This window comes from Actinomadura sp. NAK00032 (assembly GCF_013364275.1).
Taxonomy (GTDB): domain Bacteria; phylum Actinomycetota; class Actinomycetes; order Streptosporangiales; family Streptosporangiaceae; genus Spirillospora.
Map to the genome: position 1 here is coordinate 4,687,826 of NZ_CP054932.1, position 17,275 is coordinate 4,705,100.

The 17,275-nt window shown below is 74.0% G+C and carries 20 protein-coding genes; 10 read left to right on the forward strand and 10 right to left on the reverse strand.

The window, feature by feature from the left end:
- Nucleotides 1–139: 139 nt before the first annotated feature.
- Genes gvpJ (HUT06_RS21770) through HUT06_RS44650 form a run of 8 tightly spaced genes read left to right on the forward strand, consistent with a single transcriptional unit; the run spans nucleotide 140 to nucleotide 3,825 of the window.
- Nucleotides 140–583 carry a gas vesicle protein GvpJ gene (gene gvpJ / locus HUT06_RS21770; protein WP_176197422.1) on the forward strand — a complete coding sequence of 148 codons (444 nt, stop codon included), beginning with the start codon at nucleotides 140–142 and terminating at the stop codon, nucleotides 581–583.
- On the forward strand, nucleotides 580–1,341 hold the full coding sequence (locus HUT06_RS21775; protein WP_176197423.1) for a GvpL/GvpF family gas vesicle protein: 762 nt from the start codon (nucleotides 580–582) through the stop codon (nucleotides 1,339–1,341). Before gvpJ (HUT06_RS21770) ends, HUT06_RS21775 begins: the two co-directional genes overlap by 4 nt.
- Nucleotides 1,342–1,346: 5 nt before the next feature.
- Nucleotides 1,347–1,598: a gas vesicle protein GvpG gene (locus tag HUT06_RS21780; protein WP_176201524.1), complete on the forward strand. Its 252-nt coding sequence runs from the start codon at nucleotides 1,347–1,349 to the stop codon at nucleotides 1,596–1,598.
- Nucleotides 1,599–1,610: 12 nt separating this feature from the next.
- Entirely contained in the window at nucleotides 1,611–1,871 is a 261-nt protein-coding gene (gene gvpO / locus HUT06_RS21785; RefSeq protein WP_176197424.1) for a gas vesicle protein GvpO, read from the forward strand.
- Nucleotides 1,872–1,923: 52 nt separating this feature from the next.
- Nucleotides 1,924–2,244 carry a gas vesicle protein gene (locus HUT06_RS21790; RefSeq protein WP_176201525.1) on the forward strand — a complete coding sequence of 107 codons (321 nt, stop codon included), beginning with the start codon at nucleotides 1,924–1,926 and terminating at the stop codon, nucleotides 2,242–2,244.
- Entirely contained in the window at nucleotides 2,241–3,143 is a 903-nt protein-coding gene (locus HUT06_RS21795) for a GvpL/GvpF family gas vesicle protein (RefSeq protein WP_176197425.1), read from the forward strand. The genes HUT06_RS21790 and HUT06_RS21795 overlap by 4 nt, the downstream gene beginning before the upstream one ends.
- Entirely contained in the window at nucleotides 3,140–3,346 is a 207-nt protein-coding gene (gene gvpJ / locus HUT06_RS21800) for a gas vesicle protein GvpJ (RefSeq protein ID WP_176197426.1), read from the forward strand. The genes HUT06_RS21795 and gvpJ (HUT06_RS21800) overlap by 4 nt, the downstream gene beginning before the upstream one ends.
- Nucleotides 3,343–3,825, forward strand: a complete 483-nt coding sequence (locus tag HUT06_RS44650; protein ID WP_254715313.1) for a gas vesicle protein K — start codon at nucleotides 3,343–3,345, stop codon at nucleotides 3,823–3,825. The genes gvpJ (HUT06_RS21800) and HUT06_RS44650 overlap by 4 nt, the downstream gene beginning before the upstream one ends.
- A gap of 28 nt (nucleotides 3,826–3,853) precedes the next feature.
- Here HUT06_RS44650 and HUT06_RS21810 read toward each other — a convergent pair whose 3' ends face one another.
- On the reverse strand, nucleotides 3,854–4,702 hold the full coding sequence (locus HUT06_RS21810) for a methyltransferase domain-containing protein (protein ID WP_176197427.1): 849 nt from the start codon (nucleotides 4,700–4,702) through the stop codon (nucleotides 3,854–3,856).
- Between the two features lie 29 nt (nucleotides 4,703–4,731).
- On the opposite strand from HUT06_RS21810, the gene HUT06_RS45265 reads away from it, so the two are divergent.
- The gene (locus HUT06_RS45265; protein WP_176197428.1) at nucleotides 4,732–6,225 is read left to right on the forward strand and encodes a PLP-dependent aminotransferase family protein; all 1,494 of its coding nucleotides are present in this window, start codon (nucleotides 4,732–4,734) and stop codon (nucleotides 6,223–6,225) included.
- A 39-nt stretch (nucleotides 6,226–6,264) separates the two neighbouring features.
- Here the strand turns inward: HUT06_RS45265 and cydC are convergent, their stop codons facing one another.
- From cydC to HUT06_RS21860, 9 genes are all read right to left on the reverse strand, one after another.
- Nucleotides 6,265–8,019: a thiol reductant ABC exporter subunit CydC gene (gene cydC, locus HUT06_RS21820; RefSeq protein WP_254715314.1), complete on the reverse strand. Its 1,755-nt coding sequence runs from the start codon at nucleotides 8,017–8,019 to the stop codon at nucleotides 6,265–6,267.
- Nucleotides 8,016–8,780: an ATP-binding cassette domain-containing protein gene (locus HUT06_RS21825; RefSeq protein WP_254715315.1), complete on the reverse strand. Its 765-nt coding sequence runs from the start codon at nucleotides 8,778–8,780 to the stop codon at nucleotides 8,016–8,018. Before HUT06_RS21825 ends, cydC begins: the two co-directional genes overlap by 4 nt.
- 87 nt (nucleotides 8,781–8,867) lie before the next feature.
- A protein-coding gene (locus HUT06_RS21830) for an IS3 family transposase (RefSeq protein WP_254715306.1) occupies nucleotides 8,868–10,069 on the reverse strand; the annotation gives its coding sequence in 2 pieces (ribosomal slippage) (nucleotides 8,868–9,778 and nucleotides 9,778–10,069; 1,203 coding nt in all).
- A 30-nt stretch (nucleotides 10,070–10,099) separates the two neighbouring features.
- The gene (locus HUT06_RS21835) at nucleotides 10,100–10,939 is read right to left on the reverse strand and encodes an ABC transporter transmembrane domain-containing protein (RefSeq protein ID WP_176197430.1); all 840 of its coding nucleotides are present in this window, start codon (nucleotides 10,937–10,939) and stop codon (nucleotides 10,100–10,102) included.
- A gap of 13 nt (nucleotides 10,940–10,952) precedes the next feature.
- The gene (locus HUT06_RS21840; protein ID WP_176197431.1) at nucleotides 10,953–11,696 is read right to left on the reverse strand and encodes a cytochrome d ubiquinol oxidase subunit II; all 744 of its coding nucleotides are present in this window, start codon (nucleotides 11,694–11,696) and stop codon (nucleotides 10,953–10,955) included.
- A 60-nt stretch (nucleotides 11,697–11,756) separates the two neighbouring features.
- Entirely contained in the window at nucleotides 11,757–13,001 is a 1,245-nt protein-coding gene (locus HUT06_RS21845) for a cytochrome ubiquinol oxidase subunit I (protein ID WP_176197432.1), read from the reverse strand.
- Between the two features lie 128 nt (nucleotides 13,002–13,129).
- On the reverse strand, nucleotides 13,130–14,266 hold the full coding sequence (locus HUT06_RS21850) for an MFS transporter (protein ID WP_368407034.1): 1,137 nt from the start codon (nucleotides 14,264–14,266) through the stop codon (nucleotides 13,130–13,132).
- Between the two features lie 520 nt (nucleotides 14,267–14,786).
- Entirely contained in the window at nucleotides 14,787–15,350 is a 564-nt protein-coding gene (locus HUT06_RS21855) for a TIGR03086 family metal-binding protein (protein ID WP_176197434.1), read from the reverse strand.
- Nucleotides 15,351–16,095: 745 nt separating this feature from the next.
- The gene (locus HUT06_RS21860) at nucleotides 16,096–16,605 is read right to left on the reverse strand and encodes a GNAT family N-acetyltransferase (RefSeq protein ID WP_176197435.1); all 510 of its coding nucleotides are present in this window, start codon (nucleotides 16,603–16,605) and stop codon (nucleotides 16,096–16,098) included.
- A gap of 104 nt (nucleotides 16,606–16,709) precedes the next feature.
- Here HUT06_RS21860 and HUT06_RS21865 point away from each other — a divergent pair, with 104 nt between their 5' ends.
- Nucleotides 16,710–17,270 (forward strand): hypothetical protein, encoded by a 561-nt coding sequence (locus HUT06_RS21865; protein ID WP_176197436.1) that lies wholly within the window; start codon nucleotides 16,710–16,712, stop codon nucleotides 17,268–17,270.
- The last annotated feature ends 5 nt before the right edge of the window (nucleotides 17,271–17,275 follow it).

Sequence of the window (17,275 nt, forward strand, 5' to 3'; positions counted from 1 at the left end):
CCCGCCCCCCGCCGCACCCCGCCGCGCCGGGCCCGCCCGTGACCGAAACCAGACCCCCCGTTTAGAGAGATCGGAGTGGGTACACCGGGGTCCATGCAAAACCCCAACCCCATACAAAACCCCCAGCAGAGGAGATGACATGACTGGGCCGATCGCCCAGCAGACTTCGGGCAGCAACTACGTCCAGCGCGGCGGATCCGGCAGCAGCCTCGCCGACGTCGTCGACCTGATCCTGGAGAAGGGCCTGGTCATCGACCTGTACGCGCGGGTGTCGCTGGTCGGGATCGAGATCTTGACCATCGACGTGCGGATCGTCGTCGCCAGCGTCGACACCTACCTGCGCTTCGCCGAGGCGGTGAACCGGCTCGACATCGCCCACGACGGCACCTCCCAGGGGCTGCCGCAGTTCGTCGAGGGCATGCAGGAGTCGGGCGCCAAGAAGAAGACCCGCGGCGCCCTGGAAGGCGCCCAGGAGCGGCTGAAGGAGACCTTCGGCGGCGACTCCGACTCCGAGGACTCCGGCGAGGAGCGGCAGCCCGCGCGGCGCCGCTCGTCCCGCAAGAAGGAGGACGAGGACGAATGAGCACGCCGCAACCCGCCCCGCAGTACGTCTACGGGGTGACCCGCGCCGACGCGCGGCTGCCCGAGGGCCTCACCGGCCTGGACGAGGCGCCGGTGAGCCTGGTCGGCGACGGCGGCGCCTGCGCCGCCGTCGTCAGCGACCTGCCCACCGGCCGCGCGCTCGGCGAGCGCGCCGACCTGGTCTCCCACCAGGGGGTCCTGAACGCCCTGGTGGACGCCGGCACCGCGGTGCTGCCGTTCCGGTTCGGCGCCGCGCTCGCCGACCGCGCCGCCGTGGAGAAGGAGCTGCTGGCCGGCAACTCCGACCGCTTCGCGCAGGTCCTGGACGGACTGGAGGGCCGGATCGAGCTGCGGATGAAGGCCACCTACGTCCAGGACGAGGTCCTCGGCGAGATCATCGCGGCCGAACCGGAGATCGCCGAGCTGTCGCGGCGGCTGCGCGAGGTCCCCCCGGACGCCGCCGACGCCGTCTACTACGACCGCATCCGGCTCGGCGAACTGATCGCGCAGGCCATGGAGCGGCGCCGCGGCCGCGACGGGCAGGCCCTGCTGGACCGCGCCGCCCCCGCGGCGGAGGCGTTCGCCCGCAAGACGCCCGCCCGCGAGGAGGACGTCCTGGACGTCTCGTTCCTGGTCCGCGCCGACCGCCGCCAGGCGTTCGAGCAGGCGGTGGACGAACTCGGCCGCGAGCACGCCGACCGGATCCGGATCCGGCTGATCGGGCCGCTGCCGCCCTACGACTTCGTCCCGGAGGCGTGAGCGCGATGGGACTGTTCACCGGCCTGGTGACGCTGCCGCTCGCGCCCGTGCGGGGCGTGATGTGGCTGGCCGAGACCCTCACCGAGCAGGCCGAGGCGCAGCTGTACGACCCGGCGCGGATCGCCGCGGAGATGCAGGAGGTCGCCGACGAGGCCGCGGCCGGCGAGATCACCGACGAGGAGGCCGCAGCCCGCGAGGACGAGCTGATCCGCCGGCTCAACGAGGGCCGCGCCCGCGGCTACCGGCCCGGCGGGTAGCGGGAGGCCGCGATGCTGTCCGCGTCCGAGGCCGCCAAGCGGGCGGTCGAGCACGTCACCGCGATGACCGGCCGCGCCGCCGAGAGCGTGGTGGGGATCGAGCGCGCCGGGGAGGGCGGCTGGCGCGTCACGGTCGAGGTCGTGGAGACCCGCCGCATCCCCGATTCGGCCGACATCCTCGCGGCCTACGACACCGAGGTGGACGCGGACGGGGAGCTGGTCGGCTACCGCCGCGCCCGCCGCTACCCCCGCGGACGAGTGGAGAGGGACTGAACGCACCGTGAGCGAGATCTCCTGGACCGGCGCCCGGTCCCCGGCGCGGTCGATGTCCGGCGAGCGGACCTCGGCCAACCTGGCGGACCTGCTGGAGCGCATCCTCGACAAGGGGATCGTGATCGTCGGGGACGTGCGCGTGAACCTGCTCGACATCGAGCTGCTGACCATCAAGCTGCGGCTGCTGGTGGCGTCGGTGGACCGGGCCAAGGAGATGGGCATCGACTGGTGGGAGCACGACCCGTCGCTGTCGTCCAAGGCCCGCCGCGACGACGCGGTGGACGCCGGCGACGCGGACGAGCTGGCCGCCGAGAACCGGCGGCTGCGCGAACGCCTCGCCGCCCTGGAGGCCGGGAAGGAGTCCACATCATGACCGGCACCACCGACACCGGCACCACCGACACCGGCGGCGGCAGCGCCGTCTACCTGTACGGGGTGGCGCGGGGCCTGGACCCGGCCGCGCTCGGCGGCGCCGCCGGGGTGGGCGGCGCACCCGTGCGCGGCGTCGCCGCCGGCGGCCTGACCGCGCTGGTCAGCACCGTCGCGCTCGCCGACTACGGCGAGGCCGCGCTGCGCGCCAACCTGGAGGACCTGGCGTGGCTGGAGGCCACCGCCCGCGCCCACCACGACGTGGTGGACCGCGCCGCGCGCACCGCCCCCACCGCCCCGGTGCGGATCGCCACGATCTACCGCGACGACGGCCGCGTCGCCGAGGTGCTGGCGGCGCAGGGCGAGCGGTTCGCCGAGATCCTCGACCTGGTCTCCGGCCGCGCGGAATGGGGCGTGAAGGCCTACGCCGACCCCGCCGCACTGCGCGGCGGCACCGACCCCGGTGGGGGGCTCGAGCCCACGGCCGAGCCCCTCACCGGCCCCAACCCCACCGGCCCGCACGCCGGCCCGCACGCCGGCGGCGCACCGGCCGCCGGTGCGGGCACGGCGTACCTGCAGCGCCGGCAGCAGGAGCGCCGCCGGCGCGCCGACGCGGGACGCCGGGCCGCCGAGCAGGCCGCCGCCGTCCACGCCGAGCTCACCGACCACGCCGTGGCGTCCCGGCACCACCCGCCGCAGGACCCGCGCCTGTCCGGCCGCGCCGGCACGCAGATCCTCAACGCCGCCTACCTGCTGGACGAGGAGCAGGCGCCGGGGTTCCTGGCGGTGGCGCGCGCGGCGGGGGACCGGCTGCCCGGCATCGAGGTGGAGGTGACGGGGCCCTGGCCGCCGTACTCCTTCATCGAGGCCGCCGCGCCCGCCCGGACGCCGGGGGACGCGTGACGGCCGTCCTGGACCACGGCGCCGACGCCCCGCTGGAGCGGATCGTGCTGGTGGACCTGCTCGACCGGCTGCTGGCCGGCGGCGTCGTCATCGCCGGCGACCTGGTGATCTCCATCGCGGGGGTCGACCTGGTGCAGGTGTCGCTGCGGGCGCTGATCACCACCGTCCGCGACGAGCTGCTGCCCGAGGAGGACCGCCCGTGACCGAGCACGCCCCCCACCACGACCAGCACGACCACCATCACCACCGGTACCGGGGCCGGGAGCCGGTGACGGGGGAGGTGTCGGTGCACGACCCCGCCCCCGGCGCCCCGTTCACCGACGACCTGCGCACCGGCCCCGCCGGGGCCGGTCCGGTACGGGCGGCGCCCGCCCGGGAGCGGGACCTGCGCGAGCGGTCGTCCCGGACGATGCAGCGGCTGCGGTCCGACCCCGAGACGGTCGAGCGGGACCTGGTCAAGCTCGTCCTCACCCTGGTCGAGCTGATCCGGCAGCTCATGGAGCGGCAGGCGCTGCGCCGCGCCGAGGGCGGCGACCTCACCGACGGGCAGATCGAGGACCTCGGGCTGGCGCTGATGCGGCTGGAGGAGGCCATGACCCGGCTCAAGGACCACTTCGGCCTCGACGACCACGACCTCAACCTCGACCTGGGCCCCCTCGGCCCCCTCCTGCCCGACGACTGACCCGCCGCCGCACAAGACCGGCCGGGCGTCAGCCCGGGTTCACCGCCGTCGCCTTGAAGAACGTGTAATGGAACGTCCCCTCCGGCCCGGCGGCCTGCAGCAGGTCGGCGACACCGCGGTCCCAGTCGCCGGGCGTGGCCAGCCCCGCCGCGACCGCCTCGTCCCGCACCGACGCCATCATCGCGGTGAACGTGGCGCGCGTGAACGCCTCCGCCAGGCCCGGCCGGTCCCGGTCGGTGTACACCGTGCGGGGCCCGGCCGCCACCCCCGCGTACCCGGCGTCGGCCAGCAGCGGACGCAGCCGCCGCCCGATCAGCGCGTCCCCGCCCGCCGCGGCCTGCAACGCCACCTGGTGCGCGATCACGGCGCGGGCGTGGGCGCTGTCGGGGTGCAGGAACGCCGACCCGTGGTCGCCCTCCACCACCGTCAGCGTCCCGCCGGGCCGCAGCACCCGCCGCAGCCCCGCCAGCGCGGCCCGCGGATCCGGCAGATGCTCCAGCACGAAGCAGACGAACACGTGGTCGAACTCGCCGTCGCCGAACGGCAGGTCGTACAGGTCGGCGCGGCACCACTGCACCCGCGCGCCGGGATGCTCGGCCGCGACCCGGGCGCGGGCCCGCGCCAGCGACGCCGCCGACACGTCCATCGCGGTCACCTGGGCGCCGGGGGAGCGGGCCACCAGGTGCACCGTCTGCGCGCCGACCCCGCAGCCGGCCTCCAGCACCCTGCTGCCCGCCGGGTAGGACGTCCCGCCGTGCAGCAGCTCGGCGAGCGCGTCGGCCTGGTCGCCGAGCCGCCGCGCCTCCCGGACCGAATATCCGTGCACATAGCCGGCCGGCTGCGCGCCGATCCCGGCCGTCGTCGTCGTTGTCTCCATGGGACCACCCTGGGGTCCACAATGGTCCGGTGCACAGGTCCAATGACGACGAAACCCACCGGGCCATAACTCGCGGGTCGGACTTCCTGCAGCTCGACCCCGCCGATGCCCCGCCCGGCGGCCTGGCCGACTGGCTCGCCCGGCGGCTCCGCGACGCCATCGCCGACGGCCGCCTGCCCGTCGGCGCCCGCCTCCCGCCGACCCGCACCCTCGCCGCCGACCTGCGCGTCTCCCGCGGCGTCGTCACCGACGCCTACCAGCGCCTCACCGACGAAGGCCACATCGCCGGACGCGGCCGCGCCGGCACCGTCGTCGTCGCCGCCCCCCTCACCCCGTTCACCGCCCCGCCCGCCACGCGGCCGCACCCCGCCGGCCCCTCCCTCGCCGCCCCGTTCCACGGCGCACCCGGCGCCGACGCCTTCGACGCCCTGCGCGCCGCACCCGCCCGCATCGACCTCACCCCCGGCGTCCCCGACCTGTCGGCCTTCCCCCGCGCCGCCTGGCAGCGCGCCGAACGCACCGTCCTGCGCGACCTGCCCGCCGCCGCCCTCGGCTACGGCGACCCCCGCGGCGCCCCCGCCCTGCGCACCGCCGTCGCCGACTGGCTCGCCCGCAACCGCGGCATCCGCGCCGACCCCGCCGCCATCGTCATCACCGCCGGCACCGCCCAGGCCCTCGGCCTGATCGCCCGCGTCCTCACCGCCGCCGGCACCCGCACCGTCGCCGTCGAGGACCCCGGCTCCCTCGGCGTCCGCCAGCACCTGCGCCACGGCGCCCTGGACACCCCGCCCGTCCCCGTCGACGCCGACGGCATCCGCGTCGACCACCTGCGCGCCACCGCCGCGCCCGCCGTCCTGCTCACCCCCGCCCACCAGTTCCCGACCGGCGCCGTCCTGTCCGGGCACCGCCGCCGCGACCTGATGGCCTGGGCCGCCGCCGGCGGACTGATCATCGAGGACGACTACGACGCCGAGCACCGCTACGACCGCCCGCCCGTCCCCGCCCTGCGCTCCCTGCTCACCGACCGCGTCTTCTACGCCGGCAGCGTCTCCAAACTCCTGGCCCCCGCCCTGCGCACCGGCTGGCTCCTGCCGCCCCCCGCCTTCCTGGACGCCGTCATCGCCGAGAAGCGCTTCGCCGACCTCGGCAACGCCGCCCTGCCCCAGCTCGTCCTCGCCGAACTGATGGCCTCCGGCGCCATGGAACGCGCCCTGCGGCCGCTGCGCACCCGGCACCGCCGCCGCCGCGACACCATGATCGACGCGATCCGCGCGCACCTGCCCGGCGCAGCCGTCCACGGCGCCGCCGCCGGCCTGCACCTCACCCTCACCCTGCACCCGAGCACCGACGACACCGCCCTGGCCGCGGCCGCCCTCCGCGAAGGAGTCAAAGCGCAGCCGCTGTCGTGGCACGCCCAGCGCCCCGGCCCGCCCGGCCTCGTCCTCGGCTACGCCGCCGCCACCGCCACCGACATCACCGACGGCATCGCCGCCCTCGGCCGCGCCCTCAAAACCCTCACCTGACAACCCCCCCGGGGGCCCTACGCCGCCCCCCCCGGGGCCCTACGCCGCCAGCAGCTCCGCCTCCCACAGATCCCGGTAAGCGCCCGGCACCGCCACCAGCTCCTCATGCCGGCCCCGCTGCACCACCCGCCCCCGATCCATCACCACCACCTCGTCCGCCGCACCCAGCGGCGCCAGCCGATGCGTCACCAGCAGCAGCGTCCCCCCGCCCGGCGCCTCCAGCAGATCCCGCGTCAACGCGTCCGCCGCCACCGGATCCAGCGCCTCCGCCGGCTCGTCCAGCACCAGCACCGGCGGATCGGCCAGCAGCGCCCGCGCCAGCAGCAGCCGCTGCCGCTGCCCGCCCGACAAGCCCCGCCCGCCCGCGCCCACCACCGTGTCCCACCCCTGCGGCAGCGCCTCCACCACCTCGGCGAACCGCGCCCGCGCCGCCGCCGCCGCGAGCTCGGCCTCACCCGCGCCCGGACGCGCCAGCAGCAGGTTCGCCCGCACCGTCCCGGCGAACACGTGCGCGTCCTGCGCCAGCCCCCGCACCGCCGCCCGCACATCCCCGGGCGCGTACCGGGCCACCGCCCGCCCGCCCAGCAGAACCGCCCCCGACACCGCCGGCACCTCACCCGACACCGCCGCCAGCAGCGTGCTCTTACCCGCCCCGCTCGCCCCCACCACCGCGACCCGCCGGCCCCGCCCCACCCGCAGGTCCACCCCGTCCAACGCCACACACCCGCCATAGCTGACCCGCACCCCCAGCAGCTCCACCTCCAGCGGACCCCGCGGCACCGCCACCGGACACGACACCGCCGGCTCCGCAGGAGCCGCCAGCACCGCACCCACCCGCCGCACCCCCGGCCACACCTCCCGCAACCGCTGCGCCGCCCCCGCCAGCGGCAGCACCGACTCCACCGCCACCAGCGCCGTCAACGCCAGCACCGCCGCACCCACCTCGTCCACACCCGCACCCAGCCCCGCCCACACCGCCGCGGCCACCACCGCGCCCTGCACCGCGAAACCCGCCCCGGCCACCAGCGCCGCCACCCGCGCCCCCGACCGCTCCGCGGCCTCCAGCCGCCCCGCCGCGTCCCCCGCCCGCGCCGCGAACCGGCCCGACGCACCGAACACCGCCAGATCCGCCGCCCCCTCCAGCACGTCCAGCGACGCCACCGCCAACGCCTCACGCCCCGCCGCGGCCCGCGCCGCCGCCCGGCCACCCGCCACCGCCGCCGCCACCGGCAGCGCCACACCCGCCACCAGCACACCGGCCGCCACCACCAGCCCCGCCTCCACCTCCACCGCCGCGCACACCGCCACCCCCGCACCCCCGCACACCACCGCCGCGAACGCCGGCAGCACGCACCGCAGCAGCAGATCCTGCACCGCGTCCACATCCGACACCATCCGCGTCAGCGCCTCACCGTCCCGCACCCCCGCACCCCCGCGCACCCGCCCACGCACCGCCGCGGGCGACGCCGCCAGCGCGTCGAACACCCGCCCCCGCAACTCCGCCAGCGCCCGCAGCGCCGCGTCATGACCCGCCAGCCGCTCCACATACCGCAGCGACCCCTTCGCCAGCGCGAACCCCCGCACCGCCACGATCGCCAGCGACAGCGCCGCCAGCTCCGGCCGCTGCGCCGCCCGCGCGATCAGCCACGCCGCCGCCGCGATCAGCCCCAGCCCGCACAGCTCCGCCGCCGCACCCGCCAAGCCCGCCGCCACCAGCCGCACCGCATGCGGCCGCACCGCACCCCACACACCCCGCGCCCCCTGCATGCCCCGCGTCCCGCCCGTCCCGGTCACGCCGCCTCCTCCTTCTTCTCCCGCGCAGCCTCGATCCGGCCACCCTCCAGCCGCACCACCCGGTCCACCAGCCCCAGCAGCGCCGGACGATGCGCCACCACCACCGCCGTCCGCCCCGCCAGCAACCGCCCCGCCGCCTCCACCAGCACCCGCTCACTCCCCAGATCCAGCCGCGCCGTCGGCTCGTCCAGCAGCATCACCGGCCCGCCCGACAGGAACGCCCGCGCCACCGCCAGCCGCTGCCGCTGCCCCGCCGACACCCCCGCACCGCCCTCACCCAGCACCGTCGCGAACCCCTCCGGCAGACCCTCCACGAAATCCGCGGCCGCCGCCCGCGCCGCCGCCCGCACCTGCGCGTCCCCCGCCCCCGGATCACCCAGCCGGATGTTGTCGGCCACCGACGCCGCGAACAGGTGCGGGCGCTGCGGCACCCACCCCAGCCGCGCCCGCCACGCCGCCGCGTCCAGCTCCGCCAGATCCACCCCGTCCACCAGCACCCGCCCCGACTCCGGAACCACCAGCCCCGCCAACACCAGCAGCAGCGTCGACTTGCCCGCACCCGACGGGCCCGTCACCGCCACCCGCTCACCCGCCGCCACCCGCAACGACACCCCGTCCAGCGCCGGCTCCGCCGACCCCGGATACCGCACCGTCACCTCCTCCAGCACGATCTCCGGCACCCCGCCCCCCGGAACCACCCGCCCCGGCGGCGGGGGAGCGGGCACCTCCAGCGCCCCGAACACCGCCTCCGCCGCGGCCACCCCCTCCGCACTCGCGTGGAAACGCTGACCCAACCCCCGCAACGGCGCATACACCTCTGGAGTCCACCGGGTTCGATGAAGTCCGGTTTACCTGGCGCCGGTCGGCGCTGGTGTGTTGATGGAACGGTAGTACGCGGTCTCGTACTCGACAGGTGGGACATCGCCGATGGCGGTGTGCAGCCGGCGGTGGTTGTACCAGCCGACCCATTCGACGATGGCGTACTCGACCTGGTCGCGGGTTCGCCAGGTGCGGCGGTGGATCAGCTCGGTCTTGAAGGTGGCGTTCAGCGACTCGGCCATCGCATTGTCATATGAATCGGCGACCGAGCCGACCGAGGCGGTCACGCCCAGGTCGGCCAGCCGGGTGGTGTAGCGGAAGCTGACGTATTGGCAGCCCCTGTCGGAATGATGGATCAGGGTGCCCGGTTGCACCGGCCGTTCGCGGCCGCGTTGCCACAGTGCCATCTCCAGTGCGTCCAGCGGCAGGTCGGTGCGCAGGTGGTCGGCCAGTTGCCAGCCCACGATGCGGCGGGAGAAGGCGTCCAGCACGAACGCCACGTACACCCACCCCTCCCAGGTGCGCACATACGTGATGTCGGCCAGCCACAACCGGTCCGGCCGGTCGGCGGTGAACTGCCGATTGACCAGGTCCGGCGGTCGCGGCGCAGACTCGTCAGGTGTGGTGGTGCGCCGCCGGTCGCGGCGGTGCACGCCCTGCAGGCCATGGGCGCGCATCAGCCGTTCCACCGTGCAGCGCGCCACCTGGACGCCTTGTCGGCGCAGTTGCCTGTGCACGCGGTAGGCACCGTAGGTGCCATAACTGGCCTGATGAACGGCCTCGATGTGCTCTGTCAGTACAGCATCGCGTTGGGCGCGGGCTGAGGGCGGGCGGCGTTTGCGGCCGTAGTAGGTGCCCGGGCACAGGTCCAGGACCCGGCAGACCGGCTCGACCCCGAAGCGGTCACGCAGGTGGTCGACCAGCATGACTACTTCGTCCGGGGCTGGCCGAGCTCGGCGGCGAAAAGCGCGCTGGCGGCCTTCAATATCTCGTTGGCCCGCTTGAGTTCGGTGTTCTCACGGCGCAGCCGCTTGAGCTCGTCACGCTCGGCGGTGGTCAGCTGCTCGGGGCGCTTTCCGGCGTCGGCCTGAGCTTGGCGGACCCAGGTGCGCAGGGCTTCGCGGTGAATGCCCAGATCGGCGGCGATCTGCGCGATCGGCCGATCGGACTCCAGCGCCAGCCGCACGGCCCGGTCCCGGAGCTCCTGGGGGTATTTGCGTGGTGCTGCCATCGCGGTGATTCTCCTCCTTGCCAGCCAAGATCACGCTGGCTTGAAGGACTTCATCGAACCCGGTGGACTCCACTCCGGCGTCAACACCAGCACCAGCAGCCCCGACGCCAGCACCATCCGCCCGTCCAGCAGACGCAACCCCACCGGCACCGCCACCAGCGCCACCGACAACGCACACACCAGCTCCAGCACCAGCGACGACAAGAACGCCACCCGCAGCGCCCGCACCGTCGCCCGCCGATGCTCACCCGCCAGCTCCCGCACCACCACCGACTGATGCCCCGTCCGGCCGAACGCCCGCAACGTCCCCAGCCCCGCCAGCACATCCCGGAAATGCCCGCCCAACCGCTGCAGCAGCCCCCACTGCCGGCCCGTCAACGCCGCCGTCCGCATCCCCACCAGCGCCCCGAACACCGGAACCAGCGGCAACGTCACCGCCACCACCAGCGCCGACGCCCAATCCACCGTGAACAACCGCACCAGCACCAGCGGCGGCACCACACACACCGCCAGCAACTGCGGCACATACCCGGTGAAGAACGGATCCACCGCGTCCAAACCCCGCGTCAGCAACGTCACCCGCGCCCCCGCATCACCCGCCGGAACACCCAGCAGACCCGCCCGCAGCCCCCGCTTCACCCGCGCCGCCGCCCGGCCCGCCACCACCGTCACCGCCCACGCCAGCACCGCCCGCACAGCCACCGCACCCGCGAGCCACGGCAGCGGACCCGCCTCCAGCCCCGCCACCGCCCGCACCAGCAACTCCGCCTGCACCACCAGCAGGACACCCTGCCCCGCCGCCAGCACACCCAGCACCGCCACCACCCGCCGGGGCAGCAACCCCAGCAGACGCCGCTCGACCGCCTTCACCGCCCGCCACCGCCTACAGGTACGACGGGGCCTCGACCCGCCCCCGGAACGTCCACCACACCAACGCCTGCGACCCCAGCAGGAACGGCAGCACCACCACCGTCCCCACCACCGTCAACGTCAGCCCGCCACCCGCGGCCACCACCTCCGACCACGGCACCTCCACACCCGCCACCACCGGCGCACCCGCCATCACCAGCGCCGACAACCCGTACCGCGACGGGAACCGCGCCGCCCGCGCCGCCGGCCCCGCCGGCAGCCGCCACCGCGCGAACCCCGCACCATGCCACGCGAACAGCGCCGCCAGCGGCAGCCCCAGCACACTCCCGGCGTTCAACCCGCCGCCCGCCACCACCGAACCCAGCACCGACCCCCACGCCAGCGCCAGCGCCCAACTGCCCGCCACGATCGCGCCGTCCCACAGCGACCGCCACGCCGCCGCGTCCACCCGCCCCCGCAGCCACAACCCCGTGTCCCGCACCACCCAGCCGATCAGCAGCACCACCACCAGCGGATACAACTCCTCCAGCAGCCGGTGCTCCAACCCCGGGAACGCACCCGCCACCAGCCCCGCCGCCGCCACCAGCCACACCTCGTTGCCCAGGAAGAACGGCGCGAACGACGCGATCACCAACCGCCGCTCCCGCTGATCCCGCCCCAGCCAGGGCAACAGCATCCCCACCCCGACATCCGCGCCGGCCAGCACCAGATACCCGCCGGCGAACACCGCCAGCAACAGCACCGCGAGAGAATCCATGATCAGGCTCCAGTCGAAACGTCGTACACCGGGACACCGCGCATCAGAACGCCGGGCTCGTCAGAACGTCGGACTCATCGCCGGGACCGGCGGCTCCGCCGGGGGAGCAGCCCCCAGCCCCGCCCCCTCCGGCCCCCGCCGCGCGAACCGCGCCAGCAGCCACGCGTTCACCCCGAACAGCACCGCGAACAGCACCGAGAACGCCGCGAACGACACCGCCACCGTCCCCGCACCCACCCCCGGCGACAACGCGTCCTCGGTCCTCAGCACCCCATACACCATCCACGGCTGCCGACCCACCTCACGGAACACCCACCCCGACACCATCGCCACATACGGCAGCGGCACCGACACGATCATCAGCACGTGGAACACCCGCCCCCGCACCAGCCACCGCCCGAACGGCAACTTCACCAAAGCCACCCCGGCCACCAGCACCATCAGCGACCACATCATCACCATCAGCGCCTCACCGACCGCAGCCGGCCCCGGCGCCATGTAGTCACCCGGCCCGAACCGCGCCGTGAAGTCCGCCACCGCCTCCGCCGCACGGTCCCCACCCGTCTTCGTCGGCTGCGTGTACTGGAACTGCATCCCCCCGAACACCACCACCGGCATCACCGACACGACCACCGTCAGCAACCCGATCCGCATCGACCGCCGGAAGAACTCCACCTCCGCCGTCCGCCGCAGCAGATGGAAACCACTCACCCCCGCCATGAAGAACCCCGCCGTCAGCAACCCCCCGAACAGCACATGGAAGAACGCCAGCACCGCCGTCGGATTCGCCAGCAGCGCCCCCGCATCGGTCAGCCGCGCCGTCCCGTCCACCATCTCGAACCCCACCGGACGCTGCAGCCACCCGTTCGCCACCAGCACGAAATACGCCGACAGGTACGCCGTCAGCGTCACCACCCAGATCAGCGCCAGATGCACCCACCGGTTCAACCGGTCCCACCCGAAGATCCACAACCCCAGGAACGTCGACTCCACGAAGAACGCGATGATCGTCTCCAGCGCCAGCGGCGCCCCGAACACGCTCCCCGACACCCGCGACAGACCCGACCAGTTCAATCCGAACTGGAACTCCATCACCAGCCCCGTAACGATCCCCACCGCATAGTTCACGACGTACAACTGGCCCCAGAACCGCACCATCCGCGCATGCACCGCACTGCCCGACACCGCCGCCCGCGTCTGCGTCAACGCCACCAGCGTCGCCAGACCCAGCGTCAGCGCCACGAACAGGAAATGCGTTCCCGCCGTCAACGCGAACTGCACCCGCGCCAGCATCAGCGCGTCCACACCCATCAGCGCACACTCCAAGGATCGCCCCGCAACGACCCCACGATCCTCGGCCCGCACCCACCACTGGCGAATCGGGCGCGAGCGTGCAACCGCCATGCGCCTTTGGCGTAGCCGCCCCGCCCCGCCTACATCTCCCGATGTACGCGCCCCCGCCGCGCCCCCACCCCCAGCACGAACGCCACCACCGCGTACGCACCCGCCGCCGCCCCCATCAGCACCCCCGCGTCCGCCCACCGCGACCCCAGCGCCCACCCCGCGTACACCAGCACCGCCACCGTCTCCGCACCGAACCCCGCCACCGACGTCACCGTCGCCCGCGCCCCGTCACCGATCCGCTCCTGCAACCGCGCGTCCGCCGCCGCCATCGCCCACCGGAACACCCCGAACGCCACCGCCACCAGCACGAACCCGCCCGCACGCCCACTCAACGCCCCCACCGCCAAGCACACCGCACCCACCACCAGCACCGGCGACAGCCACCGCACACCCCGCCCCGCCAACCAACCGCCCACCGCATCACCCACCGTCACCACCGCCACCAGCAACGGCACCGACGCCACCGCCACCCCCGTCGACCGCACCAGCAGCGGCACATACTCGTCCAGCGACGCCACCCCCTCCAGCACCACCACCAGAACCAGCGCCCACCGCACCCCCGGCTCCCGCCGCACCTGCACCCAGCCGTCCCGCACCACCGACCTCAGCGACGGCCCACCCCCACCCCCGCGCGGCCCCCTCACCTCCGGCAGGAACCACCCCGCCACAGCACACGCCACGCACACCACCGCACTCGCCACCCCCAGCGCCCGGTAACCACCCACCGCAAGCACCGGCGACGCCACCACCGACGCCGCCACCACCGCCAGCAGCGACACCGCCTCCGACCGCCCGATCACACGCGCGTACGCACCCGCCGCGCCGACCCGCTCCAACTCCTCGTACACCAGCGCCTGCATCGTCCCCGAACGCAGCGCCGACCCCGCACCCCACAGCACGAAACCCACCGCGAACACCGGATACGACGGAAAGAACGCCCACAACACGAAACCCGCACCAGCCGGCAGGGGAGCGACCACCAGCAGCAACCGGCGCGAGAACACATCCGCCCACAAACCGGACGGCAACTCCAAGACGAACGCCGTGGCCGACCACAGCACGAACAGCGACGAGATCTCAGCGGGGGACAACCCGGCATCGGCGAACAGCAGCGCGTACACCGGGTACAGAAGAACGAAATCCTCGAGGAACGCGTAGGCGTACAGCCTCCGCGCGAGCCCCGCCTCAGGTGAAGATCAATGTCGTCGGCGCATACCCGCACCCTAACCGCCGCACCGCCGTCCGCGCACCCCGGTATCGAGACTTGAGCAGCAACCGACCGGCCAAGCGGAGTGACCGCGGTGTCGGTCCATTCCCGCAGGGTCAGGCCGAGCCCGGTGAGGGTGCTGTCGGCGGGGAAGGCGGCAACCGCGGTCGGGGGTGCTCGTTCACCGGTCCGGCTCCTCGGGGCGGAACCGGGGCAGCGCCTGAGGTCAGGACGTGGGGCGGGTGGCGCGGCGCCAGGTGCCCTCGGTGAGCAGCCAGACGACAGTGGAGCCTTCATGGTCGGCGACGCCGAGCGGTAGCGGCAGGGCGCCGGCCACGTACAGTCCCTATCCAGGCCCACCCACATCAGAACGGTGGACGGCGGTAACTCCGCTCAGCCCGGCTCACTATCGCCGTCGGCCGGTTGCTGCTCAAGCCCCGTATCCAGGGCGGGGGAGAGGCCCGGAAGAGGCGACCCGGTCAGGCGGCAGGGTCGCGGCCGAACAGCGCCAGCAGCCGCGCCTGGGGACCGGCATCGCCGGGGACGGCGACCTCGGCGCCCAGCATGCCCGCCTCACGGCCACCAGGCGCCATCGCCTTCGCCGTCTCCAGCGCCGCCTCCGCCAGATCCGCCGGGAGCACCACCGTCTGCCCGGTCGCGCGCGCCAGATCCCAGGTGTGCACCAGCAGTTCCAGCGGATACTGCTCCACCCACTCGCGCACCGTCATCTCGATGCCCATCGCCAGCTCAACCCGCCGATCCAGCGCCGCGGGCGTCAGCTCCGCCGTCATCCGGGCACGGACATCCCGCCAGGACGCCAGCGGGTCCGTGCCGGCGACCTCCCGCCAGTCCGGATCGTCCTGGGGGAGCGGCCGCCCGGCCGCCCGCATCTCGATCACCAGCAGCCCGGCGGTGACATGCCCCGCCACGTCGACGGCCGCCCACCCCTCGCACGGCGACGGCGACAGCCACCGGTCCGGCGGCACCGCCGCCATCACCGCCTCGAACGCGTCCAGCGCACGGACGAACCCCTCAGGGACCACGCCACCATCACCTCGTCGGGCCGGAAAACCGTCATGCGGACCCCGCCAATCTAACGATCACCCCGGCGCGCGTCGCACCTTTTCCGTGGTGATCGTCTGCCGATCTCCCAGATGCCCCGCACGCTGCTCCCTTTCTCTAAAGAAATGCGTCAGGGCCCGCCCTGGTGGAATCGCGACGCGATGTCAAGGGCAATGAGCAGCAAGGGGGAGTGGCGGTGTCAGCGGCATGCTCGCGGGAAGCTCGGCGGCCGTAGCCAGCATGGCGTCGGCCGGGGGAGTTCGGGGACGAGTTCCCTAGGGCACGCGCCGACCGACCAGCGGCCGGCGGAGCCGGTGCGGAACGGCGCCACGGTATGTCCCTTGGCCGCGTAGGGCTTCACCCGGACTTCGCGAATCCGGTTTGACGCGACGGGTGCGGAGTTGGCGTCCCCGAAGCCGTGAAGTTCTGCACTGCACGATTCGGGCGGGACGACGCCCAGGCCGGCCTGAGACCCGACACCGCCGCGCTGCCAGAGCTGCCCCACGTGGAGCGCTGCGCGTACGCCGGGCCGTGTCGGATGCGCGGGTCGATCGGGCGGAGGAGGGGCAAAACCGGCTTACTTAACATAATGTGCATTATCGACCAGCGATCAGGCCAGGTGGAAAGGGGCGATCGGGACGCGATGCGCGAGCTCTTTCGTCGCGCGTGTGCGGGTTCCGTGCGCGCCGTTGACGCTGCGCCGCGCCGGCCGTGCCGGGCGAGAGCTCAGCCCGCCGGGTCGAGCGTGATCCAGAAACGGTCCTGGCCGTGGTCCCGGCCGTCGTGCGCACCGCCGTTGGCGATGATCACCCGGCGTGACGGCTCGTTGTCGGGCGCGCACGTCAGCAGGACGCGCTCCAGGCCGAGCCGGCGGCATTCCACCAGTCCGGCGGCGAGCATCCGCGTGGCGTGCCCGCGGCGCCGCCATGGCGCGACGACGTGGTAGCCGATATGGCCGCCGTCCTCGGCGAGCTCCGGTGTCAGGCGGTGCCGGACGATCAGCGTCCCCAGATACTGCTCGCCCGCCACGTACCAGAACGTCGTGCACGGCACACCCCATCGCTGCTGGACGCCGCGGCGCCGCGCGACGAACGCGCCGAAATCGCGGTACGCCTCGTCCAGCCAGTCCATCGGGTCGCCCGTCGCCTGGTGGTCGGCCCACTCCCCGGCTAGGAACGAACTCCGCACCGCCGTGGTGGGTGCGATCAGGCGCGGGGCCGCGCCGGGGAGGCTCATACGTCCAGTGTCTCCGACCGGGCGGTGTGCCCGGATCCGGGAACCGGGGCGGCGGCGCGGGAGTCTCAGCCCCGTCCCCCGATCCGCAACGACGAAAGGTGATCGTGAGCGAGCACCTCGACCAGGTCTTCGGCCGGCTCGTCAACCGCAGCTGGGAGCGGTTCTCCGAACAGCTCCACACCCGCGAGATCGACGATCTGCTCGTCGGCGCCGTCATCACCGCGGCGGTCGCCCAGGGCAACGCCCTCATCGACCTCAACTCCGACGGCAACCACCACTACCTGCGGTTCCAGCACCGGGAGCGCAAGCACCGGCTGATGTTCCAGCTGACGCACCTGGCCGGCAGCGTCACGGCCGCCAAGACGCTGGGCCAGCACGCCTCCGTGACGATGGCCTACGGCGAGTACGTCCAGGACGCTCGGACGGTTTGGCAGGCGCTGAAGTCGGAGGTCAAGAGCGGCTTCCTCGACGTGGGCGAACCCGGCGTGCTGACCGTCGACGCCGACCTCGGCACCGGATACGTGTACGTCCAGGTCCCCCTGCTGCTGGACCTGGACCAGTACTTCGCCGACCAGTACACGGTGAAGTACCCGGTGCTGCAGGAGCACATCGCCGCCGTCGCCCAGGCCTGTGCGAAGTACCTGCACGGCCGCATCGCCGCCTGAACCGG